Below are 15,075 nucleotides of genomic sequence, written 5' to 3'. Positions count from 1 at the left end.
GGGACGACGAAGTAAAAAACTTTTTGTGAACCGCTATTGTAGCGAAGTGTCCCAAGCCGATTCACCCTCGATCAACAGCCAACGCTTCTCGCATATTAAGTTTGTAAAAACCTGCTCTCGACCGCTTGGCCACAGCACGGTGACCCGATCAGCCGAATCGGCACCGGCAAGCCCAAACAGCAGAACCGCCTCGTTCTTGGCACAATAGCCGTCTCCGGAGTTGACCGTTTGCGTGAGTGATTGTGAGGTGAACTCGACAGTCACCCGTGCTCCGATCGCATCCCGTTCGGACACTGTGCCAACCAACTCGAGCTGTAGCCAATGATTGGCCGTGGGAGTTTGGTTTTCGAGCAAGACCGCATTCTGCTTCAAATCGGTGATCACGATGTCGACGCGTCCATCACGGTTGAAATCGCATTTTGCCATCGCTCGCGAAAAATGCATCCCGCTCCAGTATTCGTCGTCGCCCAACACATGCTGCAAAACAAATTCGTTGCCTCGTCCCGCCAACAATTGCGTGGGCATCGCAAACAAACTTCCTTTGGCACTCAAATCTTCGATGTGACCGTTGCCGACGATCAAATCCCACACCGTGTTGTTATCGTAATCGATGGCCTGGGTGCCAAACCCCAACATCTTTCGTGACACCGTATCCAATTGATAGGGCACCGCTGAATCGACAAACACGCCCGATTCGTTCTGCATGTATTGATTGGACCATTCATTTTCGAAATTGGTGATATGTAAATCGGTTCGTCCATTGCCATCGAAATCGGCCGCAGCAATTCCCATGCACGCCATCGGTTTGCCGGAACTTCCGTAAGCCGCACCCCGCGTCACCGCGACATCCACCCTGGCGGAACGCAAATCATCGGGATCGCGTCGCACCCACAATTGATTCGCTCGCAGATCGTTTGCAACAAATACGTCGTTCCCAGGTGTCTGGTCAAGATCGGTGACCAAAAGCGCAAGTCCTGTGCTATAGTCCGCGGCGACTTGACCCCCGAGCGGCTCTGGCACCATTGATCCGTCACCCTTTGAAACCCATACGCGATCCATCGCGGGCTGAAACTGCAAAGGCCCCGGCAACGAGATTGGCTTGCCATCGGCGTCATATTTGATCGGATCAAAAACGGTCGGATCATCCAGATAGTTGATCTCGACGATGTCCGGAAGCGAATCGCCCGTCACATCCGCGATCGCCACACTGCTGGTAAACGAAGACACCTCCGCAAGCGAGTTATCGGCAGCCGGCCGGAACGTGCCATCGCCTTGATTGATCAACAGCTTATTTCGTCCCAAGTTGCCGATCATCAGGTCGGCGAAACCGTCTTGGTTCCAATCCCCTGCGGTCACTCCCATGGTGTATCCTCGATGATCAGCAGCAGCCTCGGCGATGACGTTTGCAAATTGGCCGTTGCGATTTCGAAACAATGCGTTGGAAAAAGTCGCGATTCCATCGGGCGGCGTGGTCGCGGCTTGCCCAAAATAGAAATCGACGCTTCCGTCACGGTCGACATCCAAACATGCCACTCCACCACCGAAGGCTTGAAATATCTGAAATTCTCGCTCGACCGGAACGGCAGCGTTGCGATAACGAAACTCGATCCCGACTCGCTCGGCGACGTTCTGGAAAACAGCATTGATCTGGGGAATAACGGCTCGAGAGGGTAGAGCATGCGAGACGCTTTTGATCGTCGTTGCCGAATGAGATGACTCAGGCTTTAGCGTGGCTAACCATCGATCCACTGATGGCAACGATCCTAAATCGAGCCCGCACAAAACAGTGGCTTCGTCATTGCCGGAGGGGAACTCGGCCAGCACGCGTGCCTTGTAGCTGCCAATCTGATGACGCTGAGGTGAACGCGGCGAAAACAGGGCCAAGGCAAATTCCTGCCATGCAATCGCCTCTATCGAGCGTCCCACGCTCATCAAGCCGGTCGCCAAATCGACAAAATCTTGTGGATTTGGCTGCGTCGAATCGCGGATTTTCCGGACTTGGTGCCCCAATGTATCGAGCACCTGGGATCGCTTGCGAAACAACTCGGCTTGCGGCATGCGGCCCGCATTTTCAAGCGACTGAATCATTCCATAGTGAGCGTCTAAACTGTGCGGTTCCCTCTGGATCGCGTTGGTAAAACAAGCGATCGCACCGTCGTCTTTGTCGTGGATCGCCAAGTTGCCGCAAGCGATCCAGTAGTCGGGATATCGCTGGCATCGCGTTGGCGCCGACGAAACCCAATCACGCAATCGATCGTACATCTGCGCGTCGGCCAACACACGGCCCCGCAGTGATTCAGTCGCTGGGTCGGTTCGATCATCGTTCGATTCATGCTCGCTCAAACACTGCAGCGCCAGACGTGGATTCCCGTCGATGCGATAGGCCGACGCGACTTTCATCACGCTCCATTGATGTGTCGGCCACTCGCTGCGATCCTGCGGAATATCCTTGACCGCAATCCATGACCGATCGGGAAAGATCAAACTAACCAGTTCGTCAAGCGTCATCGCATGGCCACGAATCAGAATTCGAATCTGTTCATTTGCATCAAACATGTATCCTTGTTGGTTCAGCATTTGTGCCAACCGTCGCCGCGCCTCGTGGAACGCTGGGGACCGCGTCAACAGTGACTCGAGACGATCGATCGCTTGCTCGACCGCTCCGTCGTGGTACAGCAGGTTTGCCGCATGCGCATGCAGATCGTCATGGCGAGCGGGATGCACATCTGCCATCCGATCCAACAACGCGACCGCTGCGGCGATATCCTGTTCTGCGACCATCACTCGCAGCATCAACGTATTGAACTGCAAATCATCAGGGTCCTCAATCAACAGATCCCGGATCACTAACGAGGCTTCGGAGGTGGCCCCCGCTTCGATCAACCGTCCGGCCGACTGCATACGTTGTGATTGCGTCGGAGCTGATTTCGGTGCGGATTCCGCCTGGCTAGCGATCGAATCGATGGTCGCGACGGCTTCGTTTGCCTCGCGACACCCCAACAACCCCGCGGTGATGGCGAAACAAACCAAAACGCCCCTCCAACCGCAGCAAGACGCGTCCGGCCGGCAAAGTGCAGCGAACCAAAGGCCGAACAATTGTCGGCAGTCGATCGAAAGCGTTAGAACCGCGATTCTGCGCGGCCTCGAATCAATGTGGCTAGAACCGGAAATGAAGATTCGCATCATTGACACCTAAACGCGTCCGCGTCTCCTTGTACGAGCAACCAGCGAGCATTGACGGCAAGCTGATGGAATCGCTGTATTTGACCATCGGGCCAGCTCACCACGACGACGCAATCGTCTTTTGCATTGCCCATTCCGACGTGGATCACACGCTCGTTACTACATAGAAACCCGTCACCCGAATATTGCCCCACAGTCCACTGTTGATCGCCCGCTTGGATATTAACTTTGGCACCAATTGCATCGCGCGAGCAATCGCGACCGACGAGTTGCAACTGCAACCAATCCCCCGCAGGATCGCAATGGTTCATCAACAGCGAAACAGGCTCGGTTTGATGTGTTACCACCAAATCAGTGCGTCCATCACGATTTGCATCCAGCGTCCATAAGGCACGTCCCACATGAGGCGACTTCAAATAATCGCCAGCGATCCGATCGGCGATCGAAACGAACTCGCCGTCGGATGCACCGTGGATGAACCGACGTCGCTGAAACACCTGCATCGGTTGAGCATAGAAGTTGGCATGGTCGCCACTGCGATAATGATCCACATGTCCGTTGGACACCACCAATTCGAGAACCGCGTCGTTATCGAGATCGACCGCTTGGGTGCCAAAACCGACCATCGGAAGCGTCGGCTTGTAAAGCTGGTGGATTGCCGTTTGATCTCGCCATAACCCGCCTCGCTCTTGCACATGATAGGTGTTGCATTCGTTGACAAAATTTGTGACGTAGAAATCGGTGCCACCATCGCGATCAAAATCGGCAACCGCAATGCCCATCGAACCTTGAGCCGCGGAGCGGTCGTCGGATCCAAGACCTCGTAAAATTGCAGATTCGGTCAATTGAAAATCGGCGACGGATTGCGAGTCGTTGCTGCGGCTCCAGTAATGGTTGCTGGTCATGTCGTTGGCGACAAACACGTCCACGCCCGCTTGGTGATCGAATTCGCCTGCGGTCACGCCTAGTCCGCGTCCAGACACCAAGGGTCTCGCATTCCACCGAGTCGTCTGATCAACAAAGTCCCCGTCGCCGCGGTTTTTCATGAACCCATCGACCGCAGCGGGAAAAACGATAGGCGAGCAGGCTCTCGCGATCTCAGAGTCCAGGTCACGACAGATGTCGGAAACCGGTTTCATCCCGCCACAGTAGTTCACGATCACAAGGTCCGCTAAACCGTCTGCGTCTAAATCGGCGATTGCGGCACTTGTCGACCAAGTCGACACATTGTGGTGGTCCAAACGATTGCTTGCATCAGCGAAGGTGCCGTCACCGTTATTGACCAGCAGCGTGTTAGGTCCATAGTTCAACACCAAAATATCCGAAAATCCATCTTCATTGACATCACCGATCGCCACGCCTTGTCCGAACCCTCGGTCATCTACATTCGCTTGACTCGCCACATTGGAAAACACACCATCATGGTTTCTCATCAACCCATTCGCGGCCGAATCACGTTTGGACGGCGTTCCGCCGGCGGCGGTCAAGTAAAGATCAATCCAACCATCCAGATCGAAATCGATCGCCCCACCACCACATCCCACCGTTTGATAAAACATCACCCCCGGCCGATCCAAATCATCACCGGTGCGTCCCCAAAATTTTAAACTGCGTTGGCTTGCTTCGTCGATCAACGCCATCGTTGACGGTGGACCGGCGGACACCGCCGCGGGTGTTGGCGACGAGCGGCGCTTGGTCAAAACACGATTTGGATTGGCCAATCGTGGCAGCGGTAACTCGCTTAAATCGAGTGTTAGTTCCGGGTGCGAAGCCAAACTTTGCCAAGGCGTGTCCTTGCGAAGCGCCGCGATGATCGATTGACGCACTTGGTTCACCTGAACGTTATTGTCGTCGGCCAACGTGGTTGCAAACGCCGCCCACGCCTCGGCTTCCCAGAGTCTCCCGAGCTGTTGCAACGTAGTCGCAATCTCGATCGCCGTGCCGCGATCAGGACGATCACGCTTGGTCATCGATGATTTTAATTCAGCGAGTTGACTGAGCTGCATCACCCGATTTTCGATCGCGGCGATCGCCTTGACGTCAAGATTGCGGTGCGAGTCCCCCAACCGTCGTAACGACGTACTCAGTTTCACCCACGCTTCGCGATCATCGGCATCACAACGGGTGGCTTCCCAGTACGCTCGTGTCGCTTCCGCATCGTGTTGCTGGGAACTTGCGAAATCCCCAATAGCGATCCAGTAATTTGGATAGCGATCGATTTCATCACCGCGAGTTTCGGCAATTTGGACCAAGTCGTCTTGGCGATGTTGGGCGAACAACACTCGACAATTCAGCGCCAGCGCCGGGGCGTAGTTTGGGTGAAAGCGGAGACAGTCGTCTAACAATGACGCCGCATCATCCATTTTGCCAAGATCATATTGGATTTTCGCTTCGGCAATCAACGGACGCTTGTCCTTAGCGTTGCGGCGTGCCATCTCGACCAATGGATCCGCACTCTCGGTGCGAATTTCGCTACTGCATAGCGCCAACAACAAAGGCAGATCAAATTGACGGTGGCGAACAAGAACACGTCCGTGCGGGATACCGTGAACATGATCCTCGACACCATGATAGAAATTGAACAACATCCGACGCATCGAGTGTTGTTGCGGATATTGATCGACACATTCGTCAAGCAGATCGATCGCATCATAGATACGCCCGGCGACGGCGAGTGTCGCAATCGCTTGCTGAATCCGCGATGCGTTTGAGAGCGACTCGGCTCGACATGCATCGATCATCAAATCACCAGCCAAATCCTGTTTCTGGTTTTCCAATGCGACTCGGGCAACCGACGCGATCGCATCAGCGTCCCCCGGATAGCGAGACAGCACGACGGGTGACAATTCCCATGCCTCTGTCCAATGTTGACGGTCGATCGCGGCATGCAGTGCGCTGAGCGAATCAGGGGTCGCGAGCGAATCAGGGTCTTGCAGCGTTTCAGTGCCGGGATCCAATTCGAGATCGTTCGGCCGATCGCAGCCGCTGATCGCGAGCAGACAGATCAGCATCAGACGAATGATCATCCGAGACAACCGAGAACGATCGGCAGAGGGGCGATCCGCAGGAATCATCATAGAAAAAACCCCGTCAAGTCCCGACGAGTCATCGGTATTACGAGGTGGAATCAAAGCGGAGTCCCGCTTCAGACGAAGTGCCAATCGATGGCAGGACAAGGCGAGTCCTCATGACCCGCCCTGTCGACAAAGAGATCAACGTTCCGTCCTATTGGCTACGATCCCCTTTTCTTGATTCCGCCATCGATTTTGCGTAGTCGTTTTCGCGGGCGTCAAGCTGGGCTTGGATTTCCGGAGTCGGGCCGCCCACGATCGCCGGTGCATCAGAATCGCCGCAACCGGTGATCGAGAGCGTTCCGACGAACAACGCGGTGTAAAACAGGTGCGTGAGTGGAGTTTTCATGATTAGATTCTGCATCGAGTAAAAATTTTAAAACAAATGAGGTGGCGAGCGATAAATTCGCCAGCTCGTGCAACCGAGGGTTGCACGAGAAACCTTGAATACCGAACAGCGGATTAAAATTCGCTGACCGTCTCTTTACTAGCTCGGGTACCAAGTGCACCCCACAATCCGTAAGGACTCTTTGAACCGGGAGCCGAGATTCCGGTGCGGCTGAATTCAACCATGTGAGCTTCCTGGTTGCCTGATTCGATCGAATTGGTAATGAACTTGATGGCCCCATCGCCCATCAACACATGGCAACCACCTTGGTGACGACTGCTTGGGGGTGCAATGCCCTCTTGCCCCGGCCATTCGCCTTGGTAGCACAACGTGCTATTGGGTGGCAGGATGGTCATCATGCCGGTGTGTAGATGCTCGCCCGTCATCCATTGGTAACCACGACCGTAGATCGAACCGTGTGCTTTGATGATCGTGTTTGTACCCGAGGCCCAGAAACGAGGACGTTGCGGATCGACCGATCCATCACTTTTACAGATCGAAGGAGTGGCTTTGACAGCCTTGAAGATCGCGGCATCGGTCGTGATGTCACGATCGCCTAGATCCGTATTGATCTCGCCGCCAATAATGGTATTGGACAGCCCATCCAAAATATCGCGGAACGCCATCTTTTGGTGCACGACAAAGGCCCCACGTTGACCGGCGCGACACCATTCTGCGTCACCCGTCGTGACGACCAACGTCTGGTTCACCGCTCCGGATTCTGCTTTGGAGAACGAATCACCGAGACAACATGCATAGTTCGTGCGTCCCATTCCTGGCAATCCTGTGCCGGGATCCGAAGGACAACGGAAACTTGGCAACTCGGTCATCCCCGGCGGATAGACATAGTTGCTGCCCGGTTTGGGGCCCATCGCGGTCCACGACGGTGTTCGTGCGACAAGTCCACCAGCCGCACTCAATTCGAAACCGAGCGGATTAGAGATCTGTTCCCAAATCGCTTGCTGTTCGATAAAGGGAGTGATCGGCACAAGCCAGCTGAGTTGACTTTGGTTGGTCACGTTTGTCCCGTCCCACCAAGCCCCGGTCGTGGGGTCTAACCCGGTTCCCGTTTTCTGCTTGGGCAACTGGTTGTAAGCGGAATGGTAATTGTGAACCGCCAGACCGATCTGTTTGAAGTTGTTACTGCAACTCATTCGACGCGCTGCCTCGCGAGCCGCTTGGACCGCAGGAAGCAGCAGTCCGACTAACACGCCGATGATCGCGATCACGACGAGAAGTTCCACGAGCGTAAAGCCCGAACGGGATGTTTGGGGACGTGACATAATAAGATAGCCTTGGTAAAGAAAAGAGGAAAAACACCGACGTGTTTTTAAAGCGAGAAACGTTGCGTAACATTCACATTTTGTCGCAGCTCACAAATCGCCCACGCACGCAAAAGCAGACGAAGAGAAGCAAACTTGCTTTTTATCGGAGCCCTCCTCGGTGAACGAAATGCTGTGGACGTTGTGGGGAAACGGAATCACAAAGCAAACGCATTGCGGAATCACCCAAGCGGAGAGTGGGAAAGCGTTGAGAAATCATCGATAGACCCTCGCGACGGATTCACGGCGTTGCAGTTCGGCATGTAACTTTGGCAGCTCACAGGGTTTGCCCTGCATTAATTGAACCAGCCCCGCAGCAGCGGCCACGCCCATCTCCACGCCTGGTTGTCGCACGGTCGTCAGCGGCGGAGTCACGAAAGCCGACTCACCTTGATCATCAAACCCGACGATCGAAACATCCTCGGGAACTCGAATCCCATGTCGCTGTAAAGCTAGTCTAGCGCCATAGGCAACCATGTCATTTGCACAGAACACTGCGGTGAACGATTTGCCTCGCATCAACAGCGAACTGATCCCCACGATGCCCGACTGTGCCGAGAAATCTCCTTCAAGCACCAAGTCCGAATCCAGTTCAATGCCCGCATCCGAAAGCGCTTTCGCATAGCCGTCGTAGCGACGCACCGCATCCTGATGCTGCTTGATCCCTTTGATGATCGCGATGTCACGGTGACCAAATTCAATCAAGTGTTTGGTCGCGTCGTAGGCAGCGCTAACGTTGTCGATATAGACGCATTGGTTTTCCCAGCCCGGAATCTCTTTGCCGACCACAATCGTTGGTAGTCGTTCTTTGAGTTCGCTTAACTGCTGCTCAGGAATATCACCACCAAGCAAGAGCAGCCCGTCGACCTTTCGTCCCAGCACGGTGCGAATGACTTCCAACTCGGTACTCTCTTCCCATTGACCGTCCACGAACAACGGTGAGTAACCGGTGCCGGCGAACCCTTGGATCACCCCTTGCATGATCATGTCGTAAAACGGGCTACCAATTTTCTGAGTCACCACCCCGACGGTCATCGACCGCCCGCTGGCGAGACTGCGAGCGAACGCGTTGGCTTGATAGCCCAGCGACTCCATCGCCTCGAGCACCACTTTGCGTGTCTGGTGGTTGACGACGGACTTGTCGTTCAAGACACGCGACACGGTGCTCTTGCTGACGTTGGCTCGTGCAGCAATGTCGCTGATCGTGGTTCCGTTGAGTTTCATTGGGGCTCGCATTCAAAAATGGCCTTCTGCAACCGGTTTCATTAAATCTACGCACCTCACCCCTATTTGTGCAACCGGTTTCTTCTAACTTTACGCAAAACCCCATTTTCGTGACGCATTTCCGAAATCTTTTTGCAACCGGTTTCATTTCGTGTTACCTTACGAGCCTCGAAGGGCTGTTTCGACGCCGGTTTACTGCAACCGACTGAATAAATCACCGGCCTTTCACTCTTCTCATCGAACGGAATGACTGTGCCAGAACGCTCTTTTGAACCTGTCGATGCGAGCTCGCTTGCTACCAAACCGCCGGGTGAGGGAGCGATCCGAGGCCCGATTAAGTCGCAATCCGACGAGGATCAGCGACTTAGCGTCGGCGAAAAGGTCGGCTACGGACTTGGTGACACGGCGTCGAACTTGTACTGGAAGACGTTCGAGTTTTTTCTGGTCTACTTCTACACCGACGTGTTCGGGCTGACCGCCAAGTCCGCTGGCACGCTGATGCTGGTCACCCGTATTTGGGACGCGATCAACGATCCCTTGGTCGGTTATCTAGCCGACCGCACACGCACGGCTTGGGGACGCTTTCGCCCCTATTTGGTTTGGATGGCGGTGCCGTTTGCAATCACAGGGATGATGACTTTCTATACGCCCAACCTCGGGCCCAACGGCAAATTGATTTACGCCTACGTTACCTACACCCTCGTCATGATGGCCTACACCGCGATCAACATTCCCTACGGAGCGTTGATGGGCGTGATCTCATCCAATTCGATCGAGCGAACGAGTGTCTCGACTTATCGATTTGTTGCCGCATTTTGCGGCGGCATTGTCGTCCAGTACTGCACGCTGGGGATGGTCCGTTATTTTGGCGGCACCGAGACCACCATCATTGATGGGGTGGAAAAGCAGGTAGTCGCCAATGAACAAATGGGCTTCTTTTGGACGATGGCGGTCTTTTCGGTCGCTGCGGTCATTCTATTTTTGATCACCTTTGCCAGCACCAAGGAACGCGTGCAGCCGGCGGTGGCGATGAAGTCGACGTTTCGTGCCGACTTGCGATTTGTATTGACGAGCCTTCGCGTTCATCAAGTGATGCTAGCCGGTTTGGCTCTGTTGGCTTGTTTAGCAACAGCCTTCTCGACAACAACTCTGTTGCCCATCCTCGGATGCTACGTGCTGCTAAGTCTGGTGTCGTTGGTGGTACGACAGATCGCACTACACCGCTTTGATGACGTCACCGAGGCATCCACTTTGGAAATGGATTTTAATGACTTGATTTCCAATCGTCCCTGGATGGTCTTGTTTGGCTTTGGCTTGTTGCAACTGAGTGGCTTGTTTGTTCGTGGCGGTGCCATTCTGTATTACTTCAAGTACTACTGCGGCAACGCCGATCTCGCCCCGATGTTTTGGGTCTTGGGCAGTTTCGCTGCGATTGCGGGAATGTTATTGACCAAACCATTGACGCGAGTCTTTGGCAAAAAAAATCTGATGATTGGGATGAACGTCGGGGTCGCGATCCTGACGGCATGTTTCCTCTTTCTTGAACCGGATCAGATTAAAACAATGTTCGCGCTGCAGATTGCAGCCTCGTTCATTGGCGGTCCGGTCCCGGTATTGCTGTGGGCGATGTATGCCGACACCGCGGACTACTCTGAATGGCGGGGCGGTCGTCGCGCTACCGGATTAGTGTTTGCCGCCGCCACCTTTTCACAAAAGATGGGCTGCGCCGTTGGCGCAGCGATGACCGGATTCGCACTGGACTACTACGGTTATCTACAACCGCTGGTGGGCGTCGAACAAATACAAACGGCCGTCACGCTCGACGGTTTGCGGATGATGATGAGCGTGATCCCCGCGACGTTCCTGTTTGCCGCGGCGGTTTGTTTACTGCTTTACAACATCAACCAATCGCTTTCCGTTCAGATCGAACGAGAGCTGCAGGCCCGCAAGACGGAGGACCTGCAATCGGCGTAGCCGACCTCTGACATCGGCACCTGAATCCGCTTGGCACTGTGCACGCAGTCCGCGGGTTGCATGCTCTTCCATCCAACACAACGTACCTTCTCATCATTGCTGCAATATGACTACTCTTCATTCGCCTACGATCTCACGGCCTTGCGTATCAGGACAATATGTCCAGTTCGAGGGAGCGACGTGGTACAAAATATCTAACAGTCACTTAATGCCGCCATTTTTCATGAGCGCCGTCAGCTCGAGTGATCACTGGATGTTCATTTCCAGCCGTGGCGCGTTGACTGCGGGACGACAAAACCCTGACTCGGCACTTTTCCCGTATTACTCTGCCGACAAGATCGCCGATACCGCTGCCCATACCGGCCCCAAGACGTTGCTGCGAGTGTCCAAGGATGGCGACGAGGTACTTTGGGAACCTTTTTCCACTGCGCCAATTCGCGATGGAGTCCGCACACAGAACCTATACAAGAACTCCTTTGGCAATCGCATTCGGTTCGAAGAAATTCATCATTCGCTCGGCATTGTGTTTCGTTACACGTGGACATCAGGCCATGAATTTGGTTTTATCCGCAACTGCGAACTGGTCAATTTGAATGACGTCGTGGTCCAAGTCGATGTGACCGATGGGCTGCAGAACCTGCTGCCTCCGGGGCTGGGTAAAGATTTTCAATTGCGTTATAGCAACTTGGCCGACGCCTACAAAAAGAGCGAATGGTTGCCTGATGCAAGTTTGGCGTTGTATTACCTAAGCTCCATTCCCACCGATCGCGCTGAACCCAGTGAGGGGCTACGAACCACCGTTGCTTGGCAACACGGGCTAAACGATCCGGTGATTGCACTGAGTGAGGCCCAGCTAGACCAAGTCCGCAACGGCGCCGTGTTGGTTCCCGAGACCGACGTACGAGGACGCCGCGGTGCATTTTTCGTATCAAAACGTCTAGAGTTGCAACCGCTAAATCCGGTGCGGTGGAGTATCGTCACGGATCTGAACAATGATCACTGCGACGTGATCAAACTGCAGCACCGTTTGACCGACAGTGAAGATATCGGTGCCGCGTTGGAACAAGACACATCGGCAAACGAAACGCAACTCCTTAGAATTTTGTCCGCTGCCGATGGCCGTCAACTCGGGGCAAACCAATTGCGTGTCCAACGCCATCAATCCAATGTCTTGTTTAACGTAATGCGTGGCGGACTTCCCGCTCATGGATACGAGATCAGCACCACCGATTTTCACGACCATGTGCGTCGAGCAAACCGATTTGCCCAGCAGCGTAACGAGGCACTATGGAACGATTTGCCGCAATCGATCCGTATGGACGAATTGAATTTGCGGGTCGCGGAAACACGTGATCCCGATCTCATTCGCATCGCTTCGGAATACTTGCCTCTCTACTTTAGTCGTCGACACGGAGATCCGACTCGGCCCTGGAACAACTATTCGATTGACGTTCGCTGCGAAGACGGATCCGAAAAATTGAGCTACGAAGGGAATTGGCGAGACATTTTTCAGAACTGGGAAGCATTGGCGGTCGCCTATCCTCATTTTGCTACCAGCATGGTGCTTCGCTTCGTCAACGCGTCGACGGCCGACGGTTACAACCCTTACCGCGTCACCAAAGACGGGTTCGACTGGGAGATTCCCGATCCCCACGATCCATGGACCAACATCGGTTACTGGGGTGACCATCAAATCATCTACTTGCTTAAGCTGCTCGAACGCTGTCGAGCAATGACTCCAGCCCACTTAGATGCATGTCTATCACAACCTTACTGTACTTACGCCGACATCCCTTATCGCATCCGCCCGTATGAGCAAATTTGTCGCGATCCGCAAGTCACGATTGATTTTGATTTTGAACATGCTGCCGAGATCGATCAGCGAGTCAAATCGATCGGAGGTGACGGCAAACTGCTGTGGGGCGATGATGGCGAACCCTACCACGTAGGGCTAATTGAAAAACTGCTCGTTCCCGTGATCACCAAACTGACGAACTTCGTTCCCGAAGGCGGGGTTTGGTTAAACACACAGCGGCCCGAATGGAATGATGCAAACAATGCACTGGTGGGCCGTGGTTTGTCTGTCGTCACCGCATGTTACCTTCGTCGTTACCTGACATTTTTAATCGATTGGTTCACCAGCCCAAGCGACACGATCCCGGAAACGGTTGCATTATCCCGAGCCGTTTCTCAGTTGGTCGATCGCATCAAACAGGTGTTAGAGCAACATGCCGATGCATTCAATGGACCGATCCCAGATGATCGCCGCAAACAGATTCTTGATGCCCTGTCGATCGCCGGCGAAGAATATCGTGATTGTGTGTACAGCGGTGGGATTGGTGACGATCAGCACACCGTCTCGTTAGCGTCCCTGGTTCAGTTTTTTCGCCAAGCGCGAACGATGATCGATCATACGATTCGCAGCAACCGCCGCGACGATGGGCTGTACCATTCGTATAACTTGATGCATCTTAGGGACGATGCCGCACCGCTTTCGCATCTGTACGAGATGCTCGAAGGCCAAGTCGCAGTGCTCAGTAGCGGAATGTTGTCGCCACTCGAATCGCTCGCCGTGCTGGACGCCTTGCGCCACAGCAAGATTTACCGCGAAGATCAGCAGAGTTACATGCTGTATCCCGACCGCGAGTTGCCGCGATTTTTGGAAAAGAATCGAATTCCCAGACAAAACGCATGCCAATCACGTTTGCTGACTCGCTTGCTGGATGACCGAAACCACACGATTGTGCAGCAAGACATTCATGGCGAGCTGCATTTCAATAGCAACTTTTGCAACGCTTCCGATTTGAACATTGCTTTGGATCGTTTGCAGCCGCGATCGAAATACGGCGAATTGGTTTCCCAAGAACGCTCGCTTCTAAACGAGATCTTTGAACAAACCTTTGGGCACCGACACTTCACAGGGCGATCCGGCACCTTTTTTGCCTACGAAGGACTCGGATCGATCTACTGGCATATGGTTTCCAAACTTGCTTTGGCCGTCATGGAACAGTGCATGCAGGTGCGTGGCACGACCGCTTCGTCCGAGCCGGACCTATTGAGACGATTGCACGCGCACTATCGCGAAATCCGCAATGGGATCGGATTGTCCAAAACTCCATCGCAGTACGGAGCCTTTCCCTCGGACCCTTATTCACACACCCCACAGGGCGCCGGCGTCCAGCAACCCGGAATGACCGGCCAAGTCAAAGAGGACATTCTTTCGCGATGGGACGAGCTTGGCATCCGCATCGAAAGAGGACAAATCCACTTTGACCCGATCTTTTTCGAGTCAAGCGAACTGCTGCAAACCGATGCGGAGCTTGTCTTTTTCGATGTTCATCGTCACCGCGTCCATTAAAAGTTCCCTCGGGTTGTTTTGTCGATGACGTTGTGCCAGACGCCGATCATTTATCGTCCCAGCGACCACGATGAACTCAGCATCCACTACTTAGATCAGCCGACCGTTAACCGTGATGGATTGATGATGACCGCCGCAGAGACCGACATGTTGTTCGGTCGTCGCGGTCAGATCACACGCATTGAGGTGAACTTTGCTCCTCCAGCGTAATCCAACGTTCCCTCTACTTTACTTTGTTCCCATCCTCGCAACCAAAGCGAAAAATCATGATCCGTCGAACCGTAGCAGCACTGAAGATGAAACGAAAGACCTTTCATCCCGTTGGTCTTCTTGCCGCCATCACCTGTTTGTCGATTGTCCCTGCTTGGGGTCAAGAGAAAGTGGAGCCTCAAGTGGCATCTGCGGAATCAGAAATGAAGCTCGTCTGGCAAGACGAGTTCGACGGCGACTCGCTGGACTACTGCAAATGGGGCGTTGAGGTCAACGCGTTTGGAGGCGGCAATAGCGAGCTGCAAATCTACACGGACCGCACGGAAAACGTCCGAGTCGAAGATG

The 15,075-nt window shown here is 54.0% G+C and carries 9 protein-coding genes; 4 read left to right on the top strand and 5 right to left on the bottom strand.

Annotated features, from left to right (window positions below; all coding sequences use genetic code 11):
- Positions 1-33: 33 nt before the first annotated feature.
- The 5 genes from RMSM_RS07360 to RMSM_RS07335 form a co-directional block, all read right to left on the bottom strand.
- Positions 34-3,030 (bottom strand): FG-GAP-like repeat-containing protein, encoded by a 2,997-nt coding sequence (locus tag RMSM_RS07360; RefSeq protein ID WP_008693669.1) that lies wholly within the window; start codon positions 3,028-3,030, stop codon positions 34-36.
- Positions 3,031-3,182: 152 nt separating this feature from the next.
- Positions 3,183-6,260: an FG-GAP-like repeat-containing protein gene (locus RMSM_RS07350; RefSeq protein ID WP_008693667.1), complete on the bottom strand. Its 3,078-nt coding sequence runs from the start codon at positions 6,258-6,260 to the stop codon at positions 3,183-3,185.
- A 148-nt stretch (positions 6,261-6,408) separates the two neighbouring features.
- Positions 6,409-6,603, bottom strand: coding sequence for a hypothetical protein (locus RMSM_RS07345; RefSeq protein WP_040764630.1), 195 nt, complete (start codon positions 6,601-6,603; stop codon positions 6,409-6,411).
- A gap of 113 nt (positions 6,604-6,716) precedes the next feature.
- Positions 6,717-7,925 carry a DUF1559 domain-containing protein gene (locus RMSM_RS07340; protein ID WP_040764628.1) on the bottom strand — a complete coding sequence of 403 codons (1,209 nt, stop codon included), beginning with the start codon at positions 7,923-7,925 and terminating at the stop codon, positions 6,717-6,719.
- A gap of 255 nt (positions 7,926-8,180) precedes the next feature.
- Positions 8,181-9,188 carry a LacI family DNA-binding transcriptional regulator gene (locus RMSM_RS07335; protein WP_008693656.1) on the bottom strand — a complete coding sequence of 336 codons (1,008 nt, stop codon included), beginning with the start codon at positions 9,186-9,188 and terminating at the stop codon, positions 8,181-8,183.
- 246 nt (positions 9,189-9,434) lie between these two features.
- Between RMSM_RS07335 and RMSM_RS07330 the strand changes: the two genes are divergently transcribed.
- The 4 genes from RMSM_RS07330 to RMSM_RS07320 all read left to right on the top strand — a co-directional run.
- Positions 9,435-11,162 (top strand): MFS transporter, encoded by a 1,728-nt coding sequence (locus RMSM_RS07330; RefSeq protein ID WP_008693654.1) that lies wholly within the window; start codon positions 9,435-9,437, stop codon positions 11,160-11,162.
- Between the two features lie 223 nt (positions 11,163-11,385).
- Positions 11,386-14,520 (top strand): hypothetical protein, encoded by a 3,135-nt coding sequence (locus RMSM_RS07325; protein ID WP_144057456.1) that lies wholly within the window; start codon positions 11,386-11,388, stop codon positions 14,518-14,520.
- A 24-nt stretch (positions 14,521-14,544) separates the two neighbouring features.
- The gene (locus RMSM_RS38205) at positions 14,545-14,730 is read left to right on the top strand and encodes a hypothetical protein (protein ID WP_008693648.1); all 186 of its coding nucleotides are present in this window, start codon (positions 14,545-14,547) and stop codon (positions 14,728-14,730) included.
- Between the two features lie 56 nt (positions 14,731-14,786).
- Positions 14,787-15,075: glycoside hydrolase family 16 protein (locus tag RMSM_RS07320; protein WP_008693646.1), on the top strand; the 289-nt coding region annotated here is incomplete at its 3' end.

Origin of the sequence: Rhodopirellula maiorica SM1, from assembly GCF_000346295.1 — a bacterium.
Taxonomy (GTDB): Bacteria; Planctomycetota; Planctomycetia; order Pirellulales; family Pirellulaceae; genus Novipirellula; species Novipirellula maiorica.
This window is presented reverse-complemented; position numbering and strand designations above follow the sequence as displayed.

Excerpts from the sequence above, each read along its gene's own strand:
- RMSM_RS07350 (WP_008693667.1), bottom strand. The coding sequence starts at position 6,260 with ATGATGATTCCTGCGGATCGCCCCTCTGCCGATCGTTCTCGGTTGTCT.
- RMSM_RS07345 (WP_040764630.1), bottom strand. The coding sequence starts at position 6,603 with ATGAAAACTCCACTCACGCACCTGTTTTACACCGCGTTGTTCGTCGGA.
- RMSM_RS07340 (WP_040764628.1), bottom strand. The coding sequence starts at position 7,925 with ATGTCACGTCCCCAAACATCCCGTTCGGGCTTTACGCTCGTGGAACTT.
- RMSM_RS07335 (WP_008693656.1), bottom strand. The coding sequence starts at position 9,188 with ATGAAACTCAACGGAACCACGATCAGCGACATTGCTGCACGAGCCAAC.
- RMSM_RS07330 (WP_008693654.1), top strand. The coding sequence starts at position 9,435 with ATGACTGTGCCAGAACGCTCTTTTGAACCTGTCGATGCGAGCTCGCTT.
- RMSM_RS07325 (WP_144057456.1), top strand. The coding sequence starts at position 11,386 with ATGAGCGCCGTCAGCTCGAGTGATCACTGGATGTTCATTTCCAGCCGT.
- RMSM_RS38205 (WP_008693648.1), top strand. The coding sequence starts at position 14,545 with ATGACGTTGTGCCAGACGCCGATCATTTATCGTCCCAGCGACCACGAT.